Here is a 21,378-nt window from a genome sequence, read left to right as displayed (position 1 = left end):
TTTGGCATATTAGATAAGGAAAAGCGGCACATTGGTGTCGCTTTTTTTATGTTGCAAAATCTATCTGTAGAGAGATGGAAACATTGCCATTTCTTATTAAAATAACATTAGAAATAACAAAATAGATGTTCATTCGGGAGGAAAAAACTATGTTATCAATATCCAATATAAAAAAAAGCTTTGGAGATCATCATGTAGTGAAAGGTGTAACATTTGAAGTTCAAAAAGGAGAAGCCTTTGGACTTCTCGGTCCAAATGGTGCAGGAAAATCAACGACCATTTCCATGATTTGCGGGCTGATTCCATATGATGAAGGAGATATTCAGGTAGATGGCTTATCCGTAAAGAAAAAACCTATGAAAATCCGTGAAAAAATTGGGGTTGTTCCTCAAGATATCGCTCTTTATCCGACAATGACAGCATTTGAAAACCTCGTTTTCTGGGGAAAAATGTATGGCCTAACTGGGAAGCAAGTAAAGAATAGGGCAAATGAAGTACTAGAATTAGTAGGGTTAAAGGATCGTGCCAAGGACAAAATTGAAACCTTTTCTGGTGGAATGAAACGGAGAATTAATATTGGTGCAGCACTTATGCATAAGCCTGAGTTGTTAATTATGGATGAACCAACAGTGGGGATTGATCCACAGTCAAGAAATCATATTTTAGAGACAGTGAAACGCTTAAATGAAAGTGGGATGACCATTATTTATACGAGTCACTACATGGAAGAAGTAGATTACCTATGTAAAAGGATTGCAATCATAGATTACGGCAAACTAATTGCAATCGGGAACAAAACAGATCTTTGTAACCGTCTAGCAGGAGGGGATATATTGCAATTAGTAGTAGATAAAACTACGGTTGATTTCCTAGTTAATCTTAACAACATTGATGGTATTGAAAGTTCGAATGTTGTAGAGGATGGAACCATTGAAATATTACTTTCAGATAAACATCGTGTTTTAACGGAAGTAATTTCACTCGCTTCCATACATGACATTTCTATCCAATCTATTCAATTGAAAGAGCAAAATTTAGAATCGTTATTTTTACAATTAACTGGTAGAAAACTAAGAGATTAGGGGGGAATAAATATGAAAAGCTTTGCAATAGCAATAAAGGATTTTTCCATTCGAATTAAGGACCGAAAAGCGCTGCTTATGATGATATTAATGCCTTTCGTATTAACTATTATTTTAGGATCCGCTTTAAAAGGGGTAATGGGGGACTCATCCTCCATTCCGAAAATATCTATTGCTGTGTATCAGCAAGATAAAGACACCATGAGCAACCAATTTGTTCATCAAGTTTTACAAGACAAAACAATTAAGAAATCAATCAATACTAAAACAGTACACACTCAAAAAGAACTAAACAAATTGATTCGCGATAAGAAAGTAGATGTTGGCTTAATATTACCGAAAAATTGGAGTACTGAGCTTGAGAACAATTACATCGAACCAGCTATCATTAAAGTATCTTCTGGTAAGGAATTCGAAGCTAATATTATCCAGCAATTAACTGAAGCATATATAAAAACAACCACAACAGTATCTGGTTCTACGAAAGCAGTTGTTTCTGATTTAGCGTCTACAGGCACAACTGGGAAAGAACTGAACACAATTGGAACAGAGCTAACAAGTAAATTATTAAAAGAGGCAGCCGGTGAAAGCAAATTTGTTTCAGAAAAATCGATCGGAAAGAAACAAGTTTCATCTATACAATATTACGCAGCAGCAATGGCAGCAATGTTTTTACTATTTAATGCAATGGTTGGCGGAAAGTCCATTCTAACGGAACGTGCAAATATTACACTTTCCAGAATGATGACTTCACCGACTAGGAATGGATCTATTTTATTTGGTAAATTTTTAGGAACTTTTTTCTATACATTGATACAGTTTCTAATTTTTATCGGTGCTACCCATTATTTATTACAAGTAAATTGGGGGAATAACTTGCTGCAAATATTCACAATTGCTTTCGCTTACAGTATATCTGTTTCCGGTTTGTCGATGATTGTTGCAGCTTTTATGAAAACTGAAAAGATGGCTGATTCCTTAGGTGGAATGTTAGTGCAAGTATTTTCTTTACTCGGTGGATCGATGATTCCAGTTTCTGTTTTTCCACAAGTTTTACAAAACATCTCAAAGGTAGTACCTAATTCGTGGGCATTAACAAGCTTTACAAATATTATGTCGGGTGCATCTTGGAGCAGTTTGATTGTGCCAGTGTTAATTTTAATTGGTATCGGATTTGTTGCTACATTGATAGGAACATTCCGTTTACGGACGATAACAAACTAATGAAGGAAGGAAGAAATTATTATGAGAAAAGCATTAGCGGTTTGTTTTTTTGAAATAAAAAGAACTTTAAGTAAGCCCTCTGCCTATATATTAATGGTAGTGCTGCCTATTATTTTCACCCTGTTATTCGGAAGTGTTTTTGGTAATGATTCGTCACAAGCGATAACACTAGCAATTGTCGATAAGGACAAATCTCATCTATCGGCTGTTTTAATTGACCGGTTAAAACAAGACCACACTTTAAAGGTTAAGGAAACAAGTGAGACAAAATCTGCTGATTTAATCAAAGAGCATAAAATTGAAGGTATTGTTACGATAGCAAAAGGCTTTCAGGAACAGATGGCAGCAGATCAGAATCCAAAGCTATTCTTTCAGTATCAACCAGGTTCGACTACTAACATCATAATAAAACAATCATTAAATCAAAAAGTCCACCTTATGATGCTGCAAGTAATTTCGGCGGTTGAATGGGGAAATGTGAGTAAAAACAATTGGACGATTATGTTTGACAAACTATCAAATTCAGAAATTAAAACAAATGAAATCACAAAAATTGTTTCCAGTAATGATTCAGAGAAAACATTGAGCGGAATGTCATACAGCTCGGCTGGCTTTTCGATAATGTTTGTGATGATGATGATAATGTCTGTAACCGGAGTGATTATTGAAGCGAAAAGTTCAGGAGTTTGGTCTCGATTATTGACAACATCCATCACAAAATTTCAACTAATCATGGGATATTTATTAGCATTCTTTCTAATTGGCTGGATTCAGTTTGGCATTTTAATGACCTTTTCTTCCATTGTCTTTCATGTAGAATGGGGGAATATCATTGGATTAATTGTACTAATCTCTTCACTATTACTTTGTGTGGTAGGACTTGGATTAGCCATCGCAAGTATCGTAAAAACAACGGAGCAACAATCTGCTATTGGAACACTAATTATTGTATCCACTTGTATGCTTGGTGGAGTGTATTGGCCGTTAAATATAGTCCCTAACATCATGCAAAAAATCGCCAATTTTGTCCCGCAATCATGGGCAATGAAAGGTTTTACGGGATTAATCGTCGAGGGAGGAACTTTACCAGATATTTTAACACCCGTAACGATTTTATTAGGATTCGCCGTTGTCTTTCTTTCAATTGGTTTGTTTAGAGTACGTGTTCAATAATGGAAATATAGTGCCGGATAATTCCCGGCACTATTTGTTTTTAAGTTGTTCCTGAGCCATTTTAATCATTTCTTTGACCATATTACCACCAATCGGACCGCCAACTTTTCCTGCTTCCTCTGATGAAAGATTTCCGTTATACCCTTTTTTTAAAGGCACACCTTGTTCTTTAGCAACTTCATATTTCACACTATTCGGATCTTGTGGATCGACTTTATATCCTTGCTTTTCCATCACTTGCCCTTTAAAAGCATCAAGCGCATTGCGAACTCCTGGTACAAGGGTTTGTCTATTTCTTCTTGCCATATTAGATCCCTCCTTTATTTTAGCTTTTCCAGCTTTTATTTTTTCATGTGGTAGTGTATCCTTACTATTTGGTGCAAAATAAATAAAAAATTAAAACGGGGGAACAATCTTGAATTGTCAATCAAACACTGAATTACAAGCATTAGTCGATGAATGCAGAGCTTATGCAAATGAAGGGAAAGTGGCAGATTATATTCCTGCCCTAAAAAAAGCAAAACAAAATGATTTGTCGATTTCTATATATTACCCAGATGGAAGTGGGTTCACAGCAGGTGAATGTCAGCAATCCATGACATTGCAAAGTATTTCAAAGGTAATAACTTTAGCACTTGCAATCATGGACAGGGGAGCAGACTATGTTTTTGAAAGAGTCGGTCAAGAACCAACTGGCGATCCGTTTAATTCCATTGCAAAATTAGAGACAAATAAGCCTTCTAAACCGCTGAATCCAATGATTAATGCAGGTGCTTTAGCTGTTACACATATGATAAAGGGAGCAAATGTAGAGGAACGATTACAAAGATTAATGACCTTCATCCATGACATTACACGAAATGATCGAATTAAAGTAAATGAAGAAGTCGCTAGCTCTGAATTTAAGACGGCCGATTTAAACCGCTCCCTTTGTTATTTTTTGAAACAGCATAACGTAATCGATGAAAACGTGGAGGAATTGATTGATCTATATACAAAGCAGTGTGCAATTGAAGTAACCTGCTTGGATTTAGCTAAAATCGGCTGCGTCTTGGCGATGGATGGAGTTGATATGTTAACTGGAAAACAAGTGATACCTCATGAGATTGCCCGTATTTGCAAAACATTTATGGTAACATGCGGAATGTACAATGCTTCTGGTGAATTTGCTATAAAAGTAGGAATTCCAGCAAAAAGCGGAGTTTCAGGAGGAATTCTCGGTGCAGTACCAGGTAAATGTGGAATCGGATTATATGGTCCATCATTAGATGAAAAGGGAAATAGTATCGCTGGGGTAAAACTGCTAGAAAAAATGTCCCAAAAATATTCATTAAGCATGTTTTAATCATTATTCATCCTTTTACAAAACTTACATGTGAACAAGTATTTGAAAGTTGGCCAACCCGCCTACACAGCGCTGTTAATCGACTCTCATAAAGGCTTGTTTAAGTAGTTCGACAAACAATTTTTTAAAAATATAAAATAGGACAACACACATTTAAGATTCTTTATGATAAATACATAGTCCTTTTTACATATTTCGAATTAAATGTAAAAGATACTACATATCATGTACAGAGGGGATGAAACGTGAATTTTCGAAGAACGCTAGCCTTTAAAGACAATAAATGGGTAGAAATTGATTTTTGGCAGCTGCAAAAAGGGGACAACTTTAGGATGTTTGAACTAGATGGGGATGAAGTGCTTGATGAATATGGAAACAAAATAATGCAAGCTAAATCAGATCCGTATTACGACCTCGTACTTGAGTGCTGGATAGTAGATTTAGAGTATAGCAAATAGGAAAAGAGCCTCTATAAGTAGAGACTCTTCTTTTTGTTTCATTATTTTTGTAAATCCTCGATTGAATCAATTTTCATATACTTTGGTACAACGAGACCTATTTTTACGCCTGTCATACTTGTTCCGATGTCCTCAAATTTTCCATTGTATTTATCTGCATATGTTTTATGGGTTAGTGGAAGCCAAGCAGAAAGAGAAGCATCGGCACTTCCATCGGCAATAGCAGTCCACATTGGTCCTGCCTCTACTTGTGTTAATGTGACTTTATATCCTTGGTCTTCAAGTACTTTTCCAATCACATTTGTACTGGCAATTTCACTATCCCATGCTACATACACAAGTTTGATTTTCTTACCATTCACTTTTTTTGCGCCTTCTGTCCATTTAGCGACCTTCTCAGCATTATCTTTCACCCATTTAGCGGCAGCATCTTCCGGTTTTGTGCCTTCTTGAATATCAAGCATAACTTTGCCCATATCATCTTCTGTCCACTTAAAGTTACTTAGAATCTTATAAGCTTCCGGAAGATCCTCTTTAAGTCCTTTTCTGGCAATAGTATGGATTTCTTCCGCACTTCCATATACACCTTTTGGATCCTCTAAATATTTTAAATCGTATTTTGCAAACATCCAATGAGGGTTCCAGCCTGTAATAATGATAGGTTTCTTTTTATCGTATGCCTTCTTTAACATTGCAGTCATCGCAGCACTTGACCCGGATACAATCTGCCAATCATCTAATTTATATTCCTTAACGGCTTTATCCGTTGCTTGCATAATTCCTGCACCTGGGTCAATACCGATTATTTTATGATCGACACTATCTCCAACGGAAGATTTGTCTGAACTCGCTTTATCACTACCACATGCTGCAAGGCTGAAAGAGAGTGCAGCAACAGACGCCAACCCGATTATTTTTTTCCACATTATAAATTCCCCCTTTTTTTCCTTGTTCCAACATTTTGCGTAATTCTATCTAAAACAATGGCAACAATGACAATAGCAATACCAGCTTCAACACCAACACCGATTTTTAATTGTGTTACTGCCCGATACACTTCTTCTCCTAACCCAGGTGCACCTACCATAGATGCGATAACAACCATTGAAAGAGCAAGCATGATACTTTGGTTAATTCCGGCCATTATCGTAGGCATAGCGAGTGGCAATTGAACCTTGATTAACCTTTGATAGGTAGTGGAACCAAAGCTTTCCGTTGCTTCAATAATATCTTCAGGAACTTGCTGAATTCCTAAAATGGTAAGTCTTATTGTTGGAGGCATCGAAAAAATAACCGATGCAACAACACCTGGTACCACTCCGATATTAAAAAAGAAGATGGCTGGTAAAAGGTACACGAAAGCAGGCATTGTTTGCATGAAATCAAGTATTGGCGTTACGATTTTGCGAACCAACACTTTTTGCGAGGACCATATCCCAATTGGAATTCCTACAACAATGGAGATAATAACCGAAGTTAAGACAAGAGCCAATGTGTTAAGCATTGCATCCCAATAGCCAAGATAATTTATAATTAGGAATCCGATAAACGTAAAAATCGCAATGCTTTTTTTGGTAAGCCATAAGGCAAGCAATCCAATAATAATCGCCAGTACAAATGGCGGTAATAGACCCAATACCTTTACAATTCCGTCCACAGAGTTTTCAACTATAGAAGAGACATCATCAAATAGTCCGCCAAAAGTAGTTGTTAACCAATCTACAAATGTATCGATCCAATCAGCTAATGGAATTCTAGGTAACCAATTATCCATCTTAATTCACCTCCTTCACTGCAGAAGGTTCCATGATTTCAGATTGATGAATATAATTCTCGTTCCCAGCAAGGGCACCAATCAATGCTCCTCGAATGACAATTCCTCTCATTCTGCCTCGCTCATCCACTACTGCAACAGGAATATTTGCCGTTGATACAATTTCAAAAAGGTCTGTTAGTAATGTATCACTTTGAACAGAGGTAATTTTTCTAATCAATACTTCTTCAAGAGATTTACCGTTTTGAGCTGCTTCTTTTGCATCTTGCGCTGTAACCGCACCTAATAAACGATTTTGTTTATCTACAACATATATAGAAGAGATAGCGAGATTCTTCATCAATGTTAAAGCAACCCTTGGACCTTTTTCCACTTGAACCGTCATAGCACGCTTCATAATATGTCCTGCCGTCAAAACCTTAGAGAAATCGACATCTTCTACGAATCTCTCAACGTATTCATTGGAAGGGTTCATTAGGATTTCTTCTGGTGTACCGATTTGCACGATATGGCCATCCTTCATTAAGGCTATTCGGTCACCGATACGAAGAGCTTCATCGAGGTCATGGGTTATAAAGATAATCGTTTTACCCATGGAATGATGCAATTCTAATAATTCGTCCTGCATATCTTTTCTAATTAATGGATCCAATGCGCTAAAAGCTTCATCCATTAGCATAATATCAGGGTCATTAGCTAAAGCTCTTGCTAAGCCGACCCGCTGTTGCATCCCACCGCTTAATTGATCTGGATATTGGTCTTCGTAGCCTTCTAAACCTACCAATTTTAAGGATTGCAGCGCTTTTTCCTTTCTTGCTTGTTTATCAATACCTTGAATTTCTAATCCATATTCGGTATTTTGGAGAATTGTTCGATGAGGTAATAACGCGAATTTCTGAAACACCATACTGATTTTCCTTCTACGGACATTACGAAGCTGTTCCTTTGTCATCGAAGTAATATTTTCATTATCAATGAGAATTTCACCATATGTCGGTTCGATTAATCGATTTAACATTCGAACAAGTGTCGATTTTCCACTTCCGGATAGCCCCATAATAACGAAGATTTCACCATCGTAAACCTCAAAATTTGCCTGATTTACTCCAATTGTGGCTCCGGTTAATTTTAAGATTTCCTGTTTTGATTTTCCGTTTGATAATAGATGTGACGCTTTTTTTGTGTGTTTGCCAAATATTTTAGTGACATTCTTAACATGTACTTTTATCTTCTTGTTTTCTTCTATCATCCAATCACCCCTCTTAGTTGCCACTCTATAATTGTATAGAAATTGGAAGGGAACACTCAAACTCCATATCCCTTTATATTCCGTTCATACAGTTCGTAAAGTAAAAACTGTACACACTTGATGATGTGTGTTCTTAAATTTCCTTCGATTTCCTCTTGAATCCTCCTACATGAGGATACTTTACATTCCAAGTTGAAACGGATAGATTATTAAATGAGGAGTTATTTGAGGCTCTTTTCTTAAACTATTTTACTTTTGTAGACAAAATCTATAAGCATTCCTATTTGGATTAAGAATAAATACTTATTTAAGAATAGATGCCCCAAAACAAGGTCAAGATGAGAATTTATTAAAATTTACGAAAAGCAACAAGTGATAACCGTTATTTGGATTTTAAACAGGATAAAATTGGCTTTTGGATTTTTCAAGCGATACGAAAATAGCCACTTATGATTAGGATGTGAATATTGTTGAATGCGAAGGACCAACTGGAAAAAGTAAGGGAACGGGTCATCGAGTCAATTGCTCAAAATATGAACCTATACGGGATTACTCCTTCTATTGGAAGATTATATGGCATGATGTTTTTTCATCATGAGCCATTAACATTAGATGAAATGAAAGATGAATTAGGAATGAGCAAGACTAGTATGAGTACTTCCGTTCGTACTTTATTGGAACTGAAAATGGTAGATAAAGTGTGGAAAAAAGGGATGCGCCGGGATTTATATGCAGTTGAAGGCGATTGGTATCAAAATTTTATCGATTTATTTTCCGTCAAATGGAGAAGCGCTATTTCCATGAATACAAATAGTATTTCAAAATCCATTAAGGAACTAAAGGAAATGCTTCAATATGAAGAAGTAGACATAGAGTTTAAAGAAACTATTAAAGGTGATATTGAGAAATTAGAATTTACATTGGAGTATTATGAATGGCTAGATCGGTTAGTCGATACATTTGAAAGCCATGAAATATTTAATTTTGTTCCTAAGAAAAGCCAAGAATAGTAAACGAGATTCAACTTATGTTGAGTCTTCTTTTTTATTTTTTGCATGAATCCCCAAAAACGTTCATACGATTAAAGGTGAATTCATTGTTGGGGGTTTTGTTAATGAAACATAAAATCAATAGTCCAGATTCTGTTTCACTTGGAGCCAAACATAATACAACAGATTTACACCATTTTTTAGAGAATAATAAAGAACATGTTTACGAACTTATCAATCTTGTCAAACAGCTGCAAAAATATAATCTTTTATCATTAGTTAATGATTCCATTACGAAACATTCAAGTCGAACAGTAGAAATAAATAGTAAAGATATCGACCAATTAGTAAATGGTATAAAAAAAGGAATCGAAGAAGGTTCAGCTAATATGGATACAGGGAAGGATATCAACGCTTTTCAGTTAATGAAGTATTTGAAAGATCCCGATATTAATCGTGCAATAAATTTTCTACTTCATTTTTTAAGGGGAATGGGAAAAGAGTTGGAATAGGGTAGGGGGAGGCAGAGCGACGGCACTCCTTTTTTTAAAAGATAAGAATGTATAAAATTTGTGACAACCACAGTTACTTGAACTGTGGTGTTTTTTTTTTTTATTTGTGTATCAGGAGGGATGTTACCGTCAGTTCGTCCCCCTATTGAAGGGGGTTTTTGCAAGTGACTGAATTATTTGCCGTTATGCCTGAATTATTCCTTGTAGTGACTGAATTATTTCTCGAAACGCCTGAATTATGTCTACAATTGCCTGAAATAATTATTTCGGAAGCTGGGCTGCCACATCGATGTCGGTTAGAAGTGGATTAACGGACAACTACAGGAACAAAGGCGGCAAAGTAATCAATTAGATGAATTAAATACTTACAATTTTCATCAATCTCATGATGATTTGTCGACTTTTCTATTGGTGGTGCTGTTTAACATATTTTTCTTATAGCAATTTCTACTTTTGGCAGGTATTTTGGTCTATAGGTCGAAATGAATGAATATAACCATCTTAGAACCTCAAATATGAAAAGCGCTAACATAAAAATGAGGGGGGAAGAAAAATATGATGGACACACCACTACTATTAACCTCCATGATCGAACGTGCAGAGAAATATTTTCCGCGAAAAGAAGTCGTTTCAAGAACACTATCCGGCATTCATAGATTTACTTACAAAGAAATAGGAGAAAGAACTAGAAAATTAGCAAGTGCATTGACAAAGATTGGGATGGAAAAAGGCGATAAGATTGGCACTTTTGCTTGGAACCACCACCGCCATTTAGAAGCTTATTTTGCTGTTCCATGCAGCGGTGCTGTTCTTCACATGGTCAATATCCGACTATCTCAAGAACATTTAACTTATGTCATAAACCATGCTGAAGACAAAATATTACTTATAGACCCTGACCTACTGCCTATAATTGAAAAAATTAAAGATCAATTAACAACGGTTGAATGCTTTGTGATAATGTCTGATCAGAAGGAAATGCCGAATACCACTTTAAATCCTGTCTATTCGTATGAGCAACTGTTAGAAGAAGCAGACCCATCTTTTTCATTTTTATCTGATATGGACGAGCATACACCTGCAGCAATGTGCTATACTTCTGCCACAACTGGCAATCCAAAAGGTGTCGTTTACTCACATAGAGGAATCGTCCTTCATAGTCTAACAATTGGTCTCGCTGACACACTTGGATTATGTGAACGAGATGTTTCTATGCCTGTTGTACCCATGTTTCATGTAAACGCTTGGGGACTACCTTTTGCTTCAGTTTGGTATGGGACAAAACAAGTTTTGCCTGGTCCTTCTTTTACACCAAAAATAATAGCTGAGTTGATTGAACAAGAAAAAGTAACCATTACAGGTGGTGTCCCAACCATTTGGATTGGTTTGTTAAAGGAATTAGAGGAAAATCATTATGATATAAGCAGTATACGGTTACTAGTTTGCGGTGGGGCTGCATCTCCTAAGGGACTCATTCGAGCTTTTGAAGAAAAGTATAAGGTGCCATTTATTTCAGGATACGGAATGACGGAAACAAGTCCAATCGTTAGTCTATCTACCTTTACAAGTGAGATGGATTCCCTTTCTCTAGAGGAAAAAATTGATATTCGTTCTAAAACTGGATTAGTTGTTCCTGGCTTAGATATTCGGGTTGTAAATGAAAATGGCGATGTACCTTGTGATGGAACGACAATGGGAGAATTAATCGTCAAAGGTCCTTGGATTGCAGACGAATATTATAAAGATGAACGTACAAATGAAGCATTTAAGGATGGTTGGCTTTATACCGGTGATATTGCGGTAATGGATGAAGATGGATATATTCGAATTACCGACCGGACAAAGGATTTAATTAAAAGCGGCGGAGAATGGATTTCATCCGTAGCACTTGAAAATGCTCTAATGTCTCACGAAGCAGTTTTCGAAGCGGCCGTTATTGCAATCCCGCACCCAAAATGGCAAGAACGGCCATTAGCTTGTGTTGTTCTAAAAGATGCTTATAAAACTCAAATTTCCGAAGATGAGCTTAACATATTTTTAAAAGGTCAATTTTCCAATTGGTGGGTCCCAGACGAGATCATATTTTTAGAGAACATTCCGAAAACCTCTGTAGGGAAATTTCTAAAGAGGACATTACGGGATCAATGGAAGCATTACTATGCCAATGCTGAATAATAATTGTTGTATAATAAATATAGTGTAATATAGTTACAGTTTCAGTCATGAAAGGATTCCATAGACAAAAAAATGGCAGCAAAGAAAAAATCATTCAAAAAGCGAAAAAAGAATAATCAATCTCCATTATTAATATTGCTAATACCGTTCGTAATTATCGTTGTATATGTACTTTTAAATGGTGATCACGAAGATAAAAAAAAACAGCCGAAACAACTTGATATGGAAATTCCAGCTCAATATATTCCAATATATAAAGCAGCAGAGAAAAAATACGGTGTCCCATGGTATGTCCTTGCAGCTCATCACCGCGTGGAAACTCGTTTTTCTACTATGAAAACAATGGTTTCACCAGTCGGGGCTGAAGGGCCAATGCAGTTTATGCCATGTACATTTGTCGGCTGGAAACACCCTTCCTGTTCCGGTAAAGGGAAAGGGAACATTCCCAAAAAGGAGAAAGAAAATCCAGCAATTATCCAAAAATATGGAGGCTATGGTGTGGATGCGGATGGAGATGGAATAGCAGATCCATTTAATATTTATGATGCAGTCTTTAGTGCGGCAAACTATCTTGCGCATAATGGTGCTGCTGACGGAAATTTTAAAAAAGCGATATATTCATATAATCATAGCAATGACTACGTAAAAGAAGTCTTATATTATATTAAAATTTACAAGCAAGAATATTAGCTATATGGTGCCAGGCACCAAACTGAAACGAAAATCCCCTTGAGTCTTTTCAAAAGGGGATTTTTCATTACAAATATAAAATATCGTCACTTAAAAACGTGAATAATCGAGTCTTTCTTTTCTGTAACCGTACCAATAATGGCTGCATCTTCTATACCTTTTTGCTGCAAGTCCTCTACATAAAAAAGTGCATCTGATACTTTCATCGCAACAAGTAATCCACCGGATGTAACCGCATCACATAATATAAACTGCTGCTCTTCAGATAGGGAAGAATCATATATGATATCATCCGCTAACCACTTATGATTAGACTTGGAACCGCCTGGCATTACTCCATTTTTTGCGAGTTCATATGTACCATTAAGAATTGGCACTTTACTATAATCAATGTTAAAGGAAACGCCGCTTCCATCAGCCATTTCTCTTGCATGACCTAACAATCCAAATCCAGTAACATCGGTAACAGCATGCGGTTCATACTTTTTCAAGCATTCAGCAGCTTCCTTGTTCAACATCGCCATTACACTTGTGACAATTGCCTCTTGCTCCTTAGTCACTGCATTTCGTTTGATTCCGGTTGTCATGATGCCAACACCAATCGGTTTTGTTAAAACGAGAACATCACCTGGCATAGCACCAACGTTTTTCCATACCTTACTTGGATGGACAATACCGGTTACAGATAAACCAAACTTTGGTTCCTGATCATCGATGGAATGTCCGCCAATTGTGATAGCACCAGCTTCATGAACTTTATCAGAAGCACCTCGTAAAATTTCTGCTAAAATATCAGCACCTAATTTCTTGATAGGGTAACCAACAATATTTAAGGCAGTTTTTGGTGTTCCCCCCATGGCAAAAACATCACTAAGGGCATTTGCAGCAGCTATTTGCCCAAACATATATGGATCGTCCACAATTGGAGTAAAGTAATCAATTGTTTGAACTAGTGCAATATCGTCTGTTAATTGATATACTCCTGCATCATCCGATGTCTCATTTCCTACCAATAGTTCTGGAACATTTTTTGTTTTTGGTAATTTACGCAAAACTTGCGCAAGGTCCTCGGGACCAATTTTGCAGCCTCAGCCAGCTTTGGTAGAAAGAGCTGTCAAACGTAGTTTTTCATGTTCACTCATCCATACCACCTCCAATATTTTTTAGTTTATCCTTTTTTGTAAAACATGAAAACAAATTTGCAATGGGATGGCGGTGAATAATAAAATAATTTTAAATAATCTAGGAGGCATACATATGCGTGAAATGGTTCGTTCTATACCACCTATACATGAACTGCAAAAAACAGATTCATTTCAATACATTATAAATAAATATAAAATTCCATCTGAACAGTTATCCATTATCATAAAGGACGAAATTAATGATATTCGGCAATCTATTTTAATAAATGAATGGGGAGGCAGTCACCCTGGAACAATAGAATTTTTAAAAGAATTTTTTCATAGAGTAGAAAAAGCAACAGCTCAGCTTTTTACCTATTCAATAAAAAAAATAATTAACGCAACAGGCACAATTTTACATACAAATATCGGTAGAGCACGTTTAAGTAAAGAAGCGGCTGAACATGTTATGGAGACAGCTTTATCCTATACAAATCTTGAATATGATATAGAAAATGGAACGCGCGGAACAAGACATTCTCATGTAGAAGAAATAATCAAAGAACTTACAGGAGCAGAAGCAGCACTTGTCGTCAATAATAATGCTGCAGCTGTATATTTTATTTTACATACATTTGCGAAAGAGAAAGAGGTCATAATTTCTAGAGGGGAGCTCATTGAAATTGGCGGATCCTTTCGGGTTTCGGCCATTATGGAGGAGTCCGGAGCAAAACTAATAGAGGTTGGAACAACTAATAGAACACATCTAAAAGATTATGAAAATGCTATTAGTGATCAAACATCCACCATCATGAAGGTACATACAAGTAACTTTACTATCAAAGGATTTACTAGTTCCGTTGATACAGAAACTCTTTACTCTATTAAACAAAAACACCCTTCATTACTTCTCTATGAAGATCTTGGCAGCGGGGCATTATTCGATTTAACCCCTTTTGGAATAGGAGACGAACCCGTTGTTAGCAGCAAGTTAAAAGCCGGTGCAGATATCATATCCTTCAGTGGAGACAAATTACTAGGCGGGCCACAAGCGGGAATTATCGCCGGCAAGAAGGATTATATTGAGAAATTAAAAAAGCACCAGCTAGCACGTGTGCTGCGTGTTGACAAAATGACAATAGCAGCTCTGGAAGCGACATTGCTTCACTACTTAAAAGGAGAGGCACATTGTAAAATACCTACCTTATACGCTATGACGATGAATTCTTCTATTATAAAACAAAGAGCAGAAGATTTTAAAAAGGTGCTCTCACTGGAAAGAGAAGACTTTATCATCAGTTTAAAGGAAGATACGAGTCAAATAGGTGGGGGATCATTGCCTGATGTTACATTAAAAACATATGTACTCTGTTTAAAGCATAAAAAAATCAAAGCAGACGATCTGTCAAAGCAATTAAGAACCGGTCAAATCTGCATATTATCAAGAATTCATCAAGATGAGCTAATATTCGATTTTAGAACAATTGCCAAAGAAGAAGAAAACCTTCTGCTAGAAGAATTAAAAAAGATACCAGGTCGATAATGACCTGGTATCTTTACAATGTCTAGCTCTAGTGCCTATCGACTAGCAAACTTCCGGTCTCCTCCCTACGATAAGTCAACATCGACTCGTTCCTCGCCGTGTTTCCTTTATCTCAGTCGAAGCCCTCCAGGTGAAATTTGCACTTCAATTTCAATAGTTTGTACGTCGATGAACAGGCACTTGCGCTTTTCTTATTACATATCATGACTCTTATTATGCTTAGCACGAGTATGATTGCGGTTTTTCACCTTTTTCGATCCACTTAAAGGCTCTGGTTGCCCATCGATATGACCTTTTTCGGCATTTTTTCTCATATCTTTTCCATCATTTTTATTTGTCATCTTTAGTATCCCTCCTATATTTTAGATTGTGCCGTCATCAACAATTTATACTGCATAAAATTTGATTTTTTGCACAATCTATTTCTGCAATTTATTTTTGTGAAGGGAAGAAGAATGGATGGCACATCATAAAAATAAACAACAAGCATTTCAGGCTGCAGAAAAAGGATCAAAGCAAGTACAAGATGCTTATAGCAACCTCGAAAGAGATAGTGCGAGCTATGGTCATCAATTAAAACATTTAAAACAAGAAGTAAATGAAACTTATCAACAGATTGAAAACGCAATGGAAGTGGCAAGTGAAACACAAAGACCTCAATTAGAAAAGTTTAAAAATGATATTCAACAAATAGTAAACGAAGTGAATGAATTTTGATGATATCAAGAGAAAAAACTCGCTAATACTGGCGAGTTTTTTCGTTTAAAATATGTTCTTAAATTAGTGGTTTTTCTTACGTTTCTTATTATTTTGTTTTTGCGCAGCCGTTAATGGTTCGTTGGACAATTCTTCATTATAGCCCGTTCCCATCCCTTGCGCTTTTGCTGCATTTGCTCCAGGAATAATATGATTAGCCTTTCGTTTTCCCACCTTATTCACCTCTAACTTAAAATTTTCACCGCAAATCTCCGCTATAGCAGTTAATTATTACTAAAGCAGAAATTTCTATTATTTTGTACATATCAAGCGAGATTAAACGGAAAATAATAAATGCAATCAAGGTAGAAAGCCATAAGTTTTGATATTAGAATTATGCATCACAAGTTTTTGATAAGAAATACTTATGAAAAACAATAACATTCTTGTTATTTACTTATGTAATTTCTTGTATTAAGATGTTAATGTGCGAAAAGTAAGAGACTAACATTCGAGCTTTTCTTCCAATTATCGATTTTATTATGCATTATTGAAAAGAAGGGGGAATATCAGGTGGCTAAAAATGACGTATTTAATTCACGTACTTCCTTTGAACTAGAAGGAAAGCGTTATAACTATTATCGTCTTGCAGCTCTTGAAGAAGCAGGTGTAGCGAGTATTTCACGCTTACCTTATTCCGTGAAAGTATTATTAGAATCTGTTCTTCGCCAAGTAGATGGCCGTGTAATCACAAAAGAACATGTTGAAAACCTTGCAAAATGGGGATCTGAAGAAGTAAAGGATGCAGAAGTGCCATTCAAGCCTTCTCGTGTTATCTTACAAGATTTCACAGGTGTTCCGGCAGTTGTTGACCTTGCATCACTTCGTAAAGCAATGGCTGATTTAGGTGGAAATCCTGATAAAATCAACCCAGAAATCCCGGTAGATCTTGTTATTGACCACTCTGTACAAGTTGATAAATATGGTACTACTGACGCATTAAATGCAAATATGGATTTTGAATTTGAACGAAATGCAGAACGTTATCAATTTTTAAGCTGGGCAACAAAAGCATTCAATAATTATCGTGCTGTTCCACCAGCAACAGGTATCGTTCACCAAGTAAACCTTGAGTACTTAGCAAGCGTTGTTCATGCTATCGAAAATGCTGAAGGTGAATTCGAAACATTCCCTGATACATTAGTTGGTACTGACTCTCATACAACGATGATCAACGGTATCGGTGTTCTTGGATGGGGTGTAGGTGGTATTGAAGCAGAAGCAGGTATGCTTGGACAACCATCATACTTCCCAATTCCTGAAGTTATCGGAGTTAAATTAACTGGTGAAATGCCTAATGGTGCAACTGCTACTGACTTAGCATTGAAAGTAACTCAAGTATTACGTCAAAAAGGCGTTGTTGGTAAATTTGTAGAATTCTTCGGTCCTGGTGTATCTACACTTCCATTAGCAGACCGTGCTACAATTGCTAACATGGCTCCTGAATACGGTGCTACTTGCGGTTTCTTCCCAATTGATGCCGAGTCTTTAGAGTATCTTCGTCTAACTGGTCGTCCAGAAGAACAAGTGAAGCTTGTAGAAAAATATCTACAAGAAAACAACATGTTCTTTACTCCAGAAAATGAAGAACCAGTTTACACTGATGTAGTCGAAATTAATCTTTCTGAAATCGAAGCAAATCTTTCTGGTCCTAAACGTCCACAAGATTTAATTCCGTTATCTAAAATGCAAAAAGCATTCCAAGATGCATTAACTGCACCAGTAGGTAACCAAGGATTCGGTCTTAAAGATGCTGAAATCAACAAAGAAGCTGTTGTTAAGTTTGATAATGGTGACGAAGCTACCATGAAAACTGGTGCTGTTGCAATTGCGGCTATCACAAGCTGTACAAACACTTCAAACCCATATGTAATGCTTGGAGCAGGTTTAGTAGCGAAGAAAGCTGTTGAAAAAGGCTTAGAAGTTCCTAAGTTTGTAAAAACTTCACTAGCACCTGGATCAAAAGTAGTTACAGGATATTTAAGAGATTCCGGTTTACAAACATACTTAGATCAATTAGGATTCAACGTAGTTGGATACGGATGTACGACTTGTATCGGTAACTCTGGTCCTTTAAAAGACGAAATTGAAAAATCAATTTCTGAAAGTGATTTACTTGTAACTTCTGTACTTTCTGGTAACCGTAACTTTGAAGGTCGTATTCATCCATTAGTAAAAGCTAACTACTTAGCTTCACCACCACTTGTTGTTGCATATGCATTAGCAGGTACAGTGGATATTGACCTAGTAAATGAACCTATCGGAAAAGATAAAGATGGCAACGATGTATTCATGAAAGACATTTGGCCAACTACAGAAGAAGTAAATGCAGCAGTTAAAGAAACTGTAACACCAGAATTATTCCGTAAAGAATACGAAAATGTATTCAACGATAATAAGCGTTGGAACGAAATCAAAACAAGTAATGATCCATTATATACTTGGGATGAAGAGTCAACTTATATCGCAAACCCACCATTCTTCGAAAATCTTTCACCAAATCCAGAAGAAGTTAAACCTTTATCTGGCTTACGTGTAATCGCGAAGTTTGGAGACTCCGTTACAACTGACCATATTTCACCAGCGGGTGCAATCGGTAAAGACACTCCTGCAGGTAAATATTTACGTGAACGCGGTGTAGAACCTCGTGAATTTAACTCTTATGGTTCTCGTCGTGGTAACCATGATGTAATGATGCGCGGTACATTTGCGAACATTCGCATCCGTAACCAAATCGCACCAGGAACTGAAGGTGGCTATGCTACTTTCTGGCCAACTAATGAAGTAACTTCTATCTATGATGCATGCATGAAGTACAAAGAAGATGGAACTGGCTTAGTAGTACTTGCTGGTAAAGATTACGGTATGGGATCTTCTCGTGACTGGGCAGCAAAAGGTACTAACCTATTAGGTATTAAAACTGTTATTGCGGAAAGCTTCGAACGTATTCACCGTTCAAACCTTGTATTGATGGGAGTTCTTCCTCTTCAATTCAAGAAAGGTGAGAACGCTGAAACACTTGGCTTAACAGGAAAAGAAGTAATCGATGTTCAAGTGGATGAAAATGTAAAACCACGTGACATCCTTACTGTAACAGCTACTGATGAAGCTGGAAACAAAAAACAATTCGAAGTATTAGTACGTTTCGATTCCGAAGTGGAAATTGATTACTATCGTCATGGTGGTATTCTACAAATGGTACTTCGTGATAAATTACAAGCGTAAATTACAAAACACATCTTGTTTTTAACGAGATGTGTTTTTTTATTTCAAAAATATTTAGGATGCTTAGTTCCTGTCTAGCTTCAGCGCCTAATGGCTAATGGGTTTCTCCGTCTCCTCCCTACGATTAACAATCAGGTAAAATTGGAAGTACAAATTTCACCCGGTAAAATTAAACTTCAAATTTCACCCGGTGAATTTGAAATGCTAATTCACTCACCCATACTCCGATGAGCAAGGCGATTCTGCTTTTCTAAAAATGTTCAAAATATATTATAATTATGCAAATAACTGACCATACTAAATAATAGGAAAAAGACAAATTTTGAAAAGGAGACATACAAAATGAGAAAATCGATGAAAAAATCATTTACTGATCTTGTAATGGAAAATAAGCAAGAACTTCTAAAGGATCGTGATGCAATAGAGCGGTTAGAGATAAAGCTGGAACAGAAACGAATGATTACTAAAGCAGAATAAATCACATATTCCCTGACGTTTCGGAAAAACTAAAAAGAAAAGGAGGGAATATTTATTGAGTAATCCAAAAAGAAAACCTCAAGATTATGTACCAAACCATATTGGAACACAGCAGCGATCAGCTGGTGGTAATAAAGGAAAGAAGATGCAGGATCAATCCGGTGAACATGCACAGGTGATGCAAACAAAAGGGGAATAAACCTGCAATTTCCATCTATTCTTTTTTGATAACTAGTTACACTAATCATGTATCGACATTACGGTACACTTATTTTCTTCAAGGAGGAATAAGCTAATGGCATGGGACAAACCGAAACCAGATGATCGCAGCGATAATGTAGAGAAGCTCCAAAATATGGTGCAAAACACGATAGAAAATATGGAAAAAGCTGAAGCTACAGCAGAATTATCTGATAGCGAACAAAAAGCAAACATTGAAGCAAAAAATGAGCGCCGTCGTGAAAGTATCGATGCGATGAGAAGCGAGATTAAAGACGAAGCTAGTGCACAGGAAAGTAATAACTATCAATAATTGTATCTCAAAAGCCGGCACTTGCCGGCTTTCATTATGTAAGGCTCTTTTCATTAAATTTTGCTGATTTTTCATGCGAAAACACTTGTTACAACCTTATTTGGGTTAAAAAACAATAAACTTTATGCCCCGAAGACAAAATCACTTAAGATTTAAAACAAATGACGAAAAGCCACAATTAATACGAGAACAACCTTATGTACAAGTCATATGAGTTTCCGAACGAAAAAATGCATGATAAAATGATGGTACTAGTTATACTTGAGGTGAAGATATGATAATATCTGAAAAAACAATCGAAGTAAGGTATGCGGAAACAGACCAAATGGGTGTTGTATATCATGCAAATTATTTAGTTTGGATGGAATTAGGACGTACAAAATTAATTGAAGATCTAGGCTTTAAATATGCAGAAATGGAAGCTAAAGGTATTCTTTCTCCAGTTATTGATATCGAAATTTCATATAAAAAACCTGTTCGATATGGAGAAAACGCAACCATTAAAACATGGATTGAATCATACGATGGAATCCGAATAACATATGGCTATGAAATTTATAAAGAGAACGGGGAACTTTCCGTTACCTCTTTGTCGAAGCATGCCTGTGTAAAAAAAGAGTCGTTCCGACCGATTTCAATTAGAAAACTGTTCCCAGATTGGCATGAAGCGTATGAAAGAGAAAAAAAGGCAGAGTAGGGTGTGGAACTGTTGGCATTTGGTATTACTAAGGAAGAGCTTAGACGGTGGAAAAAATCAATTGATCGAGGAGAAATAGCATTTCTAACCCATTATTGGCTAGATGATCGTTTTCCTGAAGCCAGATCTGTAACAAAAGTAGGCTGCAATGATTTACATAAGCTGCAAGATTGGGGAGCCCGTCATGGGTTAAAAAAGGAATGGATACATAATCGTGAGGACGGATATTCTCATTACGATTTACTTGGACCCGTTCAAAGAAAAATTCTAGAGGTGGAAGGAATATTAAATAATCATAAAAAATTCCTTTTAAAATAATAACACCTCCATACCGAATTATTCGGATGGAGGCA

General features: G+C 36.5%; 24 protein-coding genes and 1 pseudogene. 18 read left to right on the top strand and 7 right to left on the bottom strand.

Translation table 11 applies throughout. The annotated features are described in order from the left end of the window. Positions 1 to 149: 149 nt before the first annotated feature. The 3 genes from AC3WJF_RS14860 to AC3WJF_RS14850 are packed head-to-tail and all read left to right on the top strand — an operon-like array spanning position 150 to position 3,479. The gene (locus AC3WJF_RS14860) at positions 150 to 1,082 is read left to right on the top strand and encodes an ABC transporter ATP-binding protein (RefSeq protein ID WP_492453500.1); all 933 of its coding nucleotides are present in this window, start codon (positions 150 to 152) and stop codon (positions 1,080 to 1,082) included. A 12-nt stretch (positions 1,083 to 1,094) separates the two neighbouring features. Next, on the top strand, positions 1,095 to 2,306 hold the full coding sequence (locus tag AC3WJF_RS14855; protein ID WP_492453498.1) for an ABC transporter permease: 1,212 nt from the start codon (positions 1,095 to 1,097) through the stop codon (positions 2,304 to 2,306). A 21-nt stretch (positions 2,307 to 2,327) separates the two neighbouring features. Further along, a complete protein-coding gene (locus tag AC3WJF_RS14850; RefSeq protein ID WP_492453496.1) occupies positions 2,328 to 3,479 on the top strand; it encodes an ABC transporter permease in 1,152 nt (383 codons plus the stop codon). A gap of 30 nt (positions 3,480 to 3,509) precedes the next feature. On the opposite strand, the gene AC3WJF_RS14845 is transcribed toward AC3WJF_RS14850, so the two are convergent. Then, complete coding sequence (locus AC3WJF_RS14845) at positions 3,510 to 3,785, bottom strand: alpha/beta-type small acid-soluble spore protein (RefSeq protein ID WP_492453494.1); 276 nt, start codon at positions 3,783 to 3,785, stop codon at positions 3,510 to 3,512. A 109-nt stretch (positions 3,786 to 3,894) separates the two neighbouring features. Here AC3WJF_RS14845 and glsA point away from each other — a divergent pair, with 109 nt between their 5' ends. Both glsA and AC3WJF_RS14835 read left to right on the top strand, forming a co-directional pair. After that, the gene (glsA, locus tag AC3WJF_RS14840) at positions 3,895 to 4,824 is read left to right on the top strand and encodes a glutaminase A (protein WP_492453492.1); all 930 of its coding nucleotides are present in this window, start codon (positions 3,895 to 3,897) and stop codon (positions 4,822 to 4,824) included. A gap of 245 nt (positions 4,825 to 5,069) precedes the next feature. Then, on the top strand, positions 5,070 to 5,282 hold the full coding sequence (locus AC3WJF_RS14835; protein WP_492453490.1) for a hypothetical protein: 213 nt from the start codon (positions 5,070 to 5,072) through the stop codon (positions 5,280 to 5,282). Between the two features lie 41 nt (positions 5,283 to 5,323). Here AC3WJF_RS14835 and AC3WJF_RS14830 read toward each other — a convergent pair whose 3' ends face one another. The 3 genes from AC3WJF_RS14830 to AC3WJF_RS14820 are packed head-to-tail and all read right to left on the bottom strand — an operon-like array spanning position 5,324 to position 8,305. Continuing rightward, entirely contained in the window at positions 5,324 to 6,208 is an 885-nt protein-coding gene (locus AC3WJF_RS14830) for a glycine betaine ABC transporter substrate-binding protein (RefSeq protein ID WP_492453488.1), read from the bottom strand. Beyond that, the gene (locus AC3WJF_RS14825; RefSeq protein ID WP_492453486.1) at positions 6,208 to 7,056 is read right to left on the bottom strand and encodes an ABC transporter permease; all 849 of its coding nucleotides are present in this window, start codon (positions 7,054 to 7,056) and stop codon (positions 6,208 to 6,210) included. Before AC3WJF_RS14825 ends, AC3WJF_RS14830 begins: the two co-directional genes overlap by 1 nt. A gap of 1 nt (position 7,057) precedes the next feature. Next, a complete protein-coding gene (locus tag AC3WJF_RS14820) occupies positions 7,058 to 8,305 on the bottom strand; it encodes a quaternary amine ABC transporter ATP-binding protein (RefSeq protein ID WP_492453484.1) in 1,248 nt (415 codons plus the stop codon). Positions 8,306 to 8,775: 470 nt separating this feature from the next. On the opposite strand from AC3WJF_RS14820, the gene AC3WJF_RS14815 reads away from it, so the two are divergent. The 5 genes and pseudogenes from AC3WJF_RS14815 to AC3WJF_RS14795 all read left to right on the top strand — a co-directional run bounded on the left by AC3WJF_RS14815 (position 8,776) and on the right by AC3WJF_RS14795 (position 12,671). Then, positions 8,776 to 9,315, top strand: coding sequence for a GbsR/MarR family transcriptional regulator (locus AC3WJF_RS14815; protein WP_492453538.1), 540 nt, complete (start codon positions 8,776 to 8,778; stop codon positions 9,313 to 9,315). Between the two features lie 395 nt (positions 9,316 to 9,710). Further along, positions 9,711 to 9,806: pseudogene (locus AC3WJF_RS14810) on the top strand (DUF1641 domain-containing protein); the annotation flags it as partial. 164 nt (positions 9,807 to 9,970) lie between these two features. Continuing rightward, positions 9,971 to 10,117, top strand: coding sequence for a hypothetical protein (locus AC3WJF_RS14805; RefSeq protein WP_492453482.1), 147 nt, complete (start codon positions 9,971 to 9,973; stop codon positions 10,115 to 10,117). Positions 10,118 to 10,361: 244 nt separating this feature from the next. After that, positions 10,362 to 11,981 (top strand): long-chain fatty acid--CoA ligase, encoded by a 1,620-nt coding sequence (locus tag AC3WJF_RS14800; RefSeq protein ID WP_492453481.1) that lies wholly within the window; start codon positions 10,362 to 10,364, stop codon positions 11,979 to 11,981. A 72-nt stretch (positions 11,982 to 12,053) separates the two neighbouring features. Next, the gene (locus AC3WJF_RS14795; protein ID WP_492453479.1) at positions 12,054 to 12,671 is read left to right on the top strand and encodes a lytic transglycosylase domain-containing protein; all 618 of its coding nucleotides are present in this window, start codon (positions 12,054 to 12,056) and stop codon (positions 12,669 to 12,671) included. Between the two features lie 86 nt (positions 12,672 to 12,757). Here AC3WJF_RS14795 and selD read toward each other — a convergent pair whose 3' ends face one another. After that, positions 12,758 to 13,813 carry a selenide, water dikinase SelD gene (gene selD / locus AC3WJF_RS14790; protein WP_492453477.1) on the bottom strand — a complete coding sequence of 352 codons (1,056 nt, stop codon included), beginning with the start codon at positions 13,811 to 13,813 and terminating at the stop codon, positions 12,758 to 12,760. Positions 13,814 to 13,928: 115 nt separating this feature from the next. On the opposite strand from selD, the gene selA reads away from it, so the two are divergent. After that, positions 13,929 to 15,338, top strand: a complete 1,410-nt coding sequence (selA, locus tag AC3WJF_RS14785) for an L-seryl-tRNA(Sec) selenium transferase (protein WP_492453475.1) — start codon at positions 13,929 to 13,931, stop codon at positions 15,336 to 15,338. A 194-nt stretch (positions 15,339 to 15,532) separates the two neighbouring features. Here selA and AC3WJF_RS14780 read toward each other — a convergent pair whose 3' ends face one another. Beyond that, entirely contained in the window at positions 15,533 to 15,679 is a 147-nt protein-coding gene (locus AC3WJF_RS14780) for a small acid-soluble spore protein P (protein ID WP_492453473.1), read from the bottom strand. A 118-nt stretch (positions 15,680 to 15,797) separates the two neighbouring features. Between AC3WJF_RS14780 and AC3WJF_RS14775 the strand changes: the two genes are divergently transcribed. Then, positions 15,798 to 16,055 (top strand): hypothetical protein, encoded by a 258-nt coding sequence (locus AC3WJF_RS14775; protein WP_492453471.1) that lies wholly within the window; start codon positions 15,798 to 15,800, stop codon positions 16,053 to 16,055. A 63-nt stretch (positions 16,056 to 16,118) separates the two neighbouring features. Here AC3WJF_RS14775 and sspO read toward each other — a convergent pair whose 3' ends face one another. Then, positions 16,119 to 16,268, bottom strand: a complete 150-nt coding sequence (sspO, locus tag AC3WJF_RS14770; protein ID WP_492453469.1) for a small acid-soluble spore protein SspO — start codon at positions 16,266 to 16,268, stop codon at positions 16,119 to 16,121. Positions 16,269 to 16,607: 339 nt separating this feature from the next. Here sspO and acnA point away from each other — a divergent pair, with 339 nt between their 5' ends. From acnA to AC3WJF_RS14740, 6 genes are all read left to right on the top strand, one after another. Then, positions 16,608 to 19,319, top strand: coding sequence for an aconitate hydratase AcnA (acnA, locus tag AC3WJF_RS14765; protein ID WP_492453467.1), 2,712 nt, complete (start codon positions 16,608 to 16,610; stop codon positions 19,317 to 19,319). 342 nt (positions 19,320 to 19,661) lie between these two features. Beyond that, a complete protein-coding gene (locus AC3WJF_RS14760) occupies positions 19,662 to 19,796 on the top strand; it encodes an FbpB family small basic protein (protein WP_492453465.1) in 135 nt (44 codons plus the stop codon). A gap of 55 nt (positions 19,797 to 19,851) precedes the next feature. Continuing rightward, positions 19,852 to 19,995 (top strand): acid-soluble spore protein N, encoded by a 144-nt coding sequence (locus AC3WJF_RS14755; protein ID WP_055739731.1) that lies wholly within the window; start codon positions 19,852 to 19,854, stop codon positions 19,993 to 19,995. A gap of 96 nt (positions 19,996 to 20,091) precedes the next feature. Continuing rightward, positions 20,092 to 20,328 (top strand): small acid-soluble spore protein Tlp, encoded by a 237-nt coding sequence (tlp, locus tag AC3WJF_RS14750; RefSeq protein ID WP_492453463.1) that lies wholly within the window; start codon positions 20,092 to 20,094, stop codon positions 20,326 to 20,328. A gap of 274 nt (positions 20,329 to 20,602) precedes the next feature. Then, positions 20,603 to 21,025, top strand: a complete 423-nt coding sequence (locus AC3WJF_RS14745; protein ID WP_492453461.1) for an acyl-CoA thioesterase — start codon at positions 20,603 to 20,605, stop codon at positions 21,023 to 21,025. 12 nt (positions 21,026 to 21,037) lie between these two features. Next, positions 21,038 to 21,343, top strand: a complete 306-nt coding sequence (locus AC3WJF_RS14740; protein WP_492453459.1) for a hypothetical protein — start codon at positions 21,038 to 21,040, stop codon at positions 21,341 to 21,343. Positions 21,344 to 21,378 lie beyond the last annotated feature (35 nt).

This window comes from Heyndrickxia sp. FW510-T9, assembly GCF_058781025.1.
The sequence above is the reverse complement of the archived record's forward strand: the minus strand, read 5'-3'. Positions and strand labels throughout refer to the sequence as shown.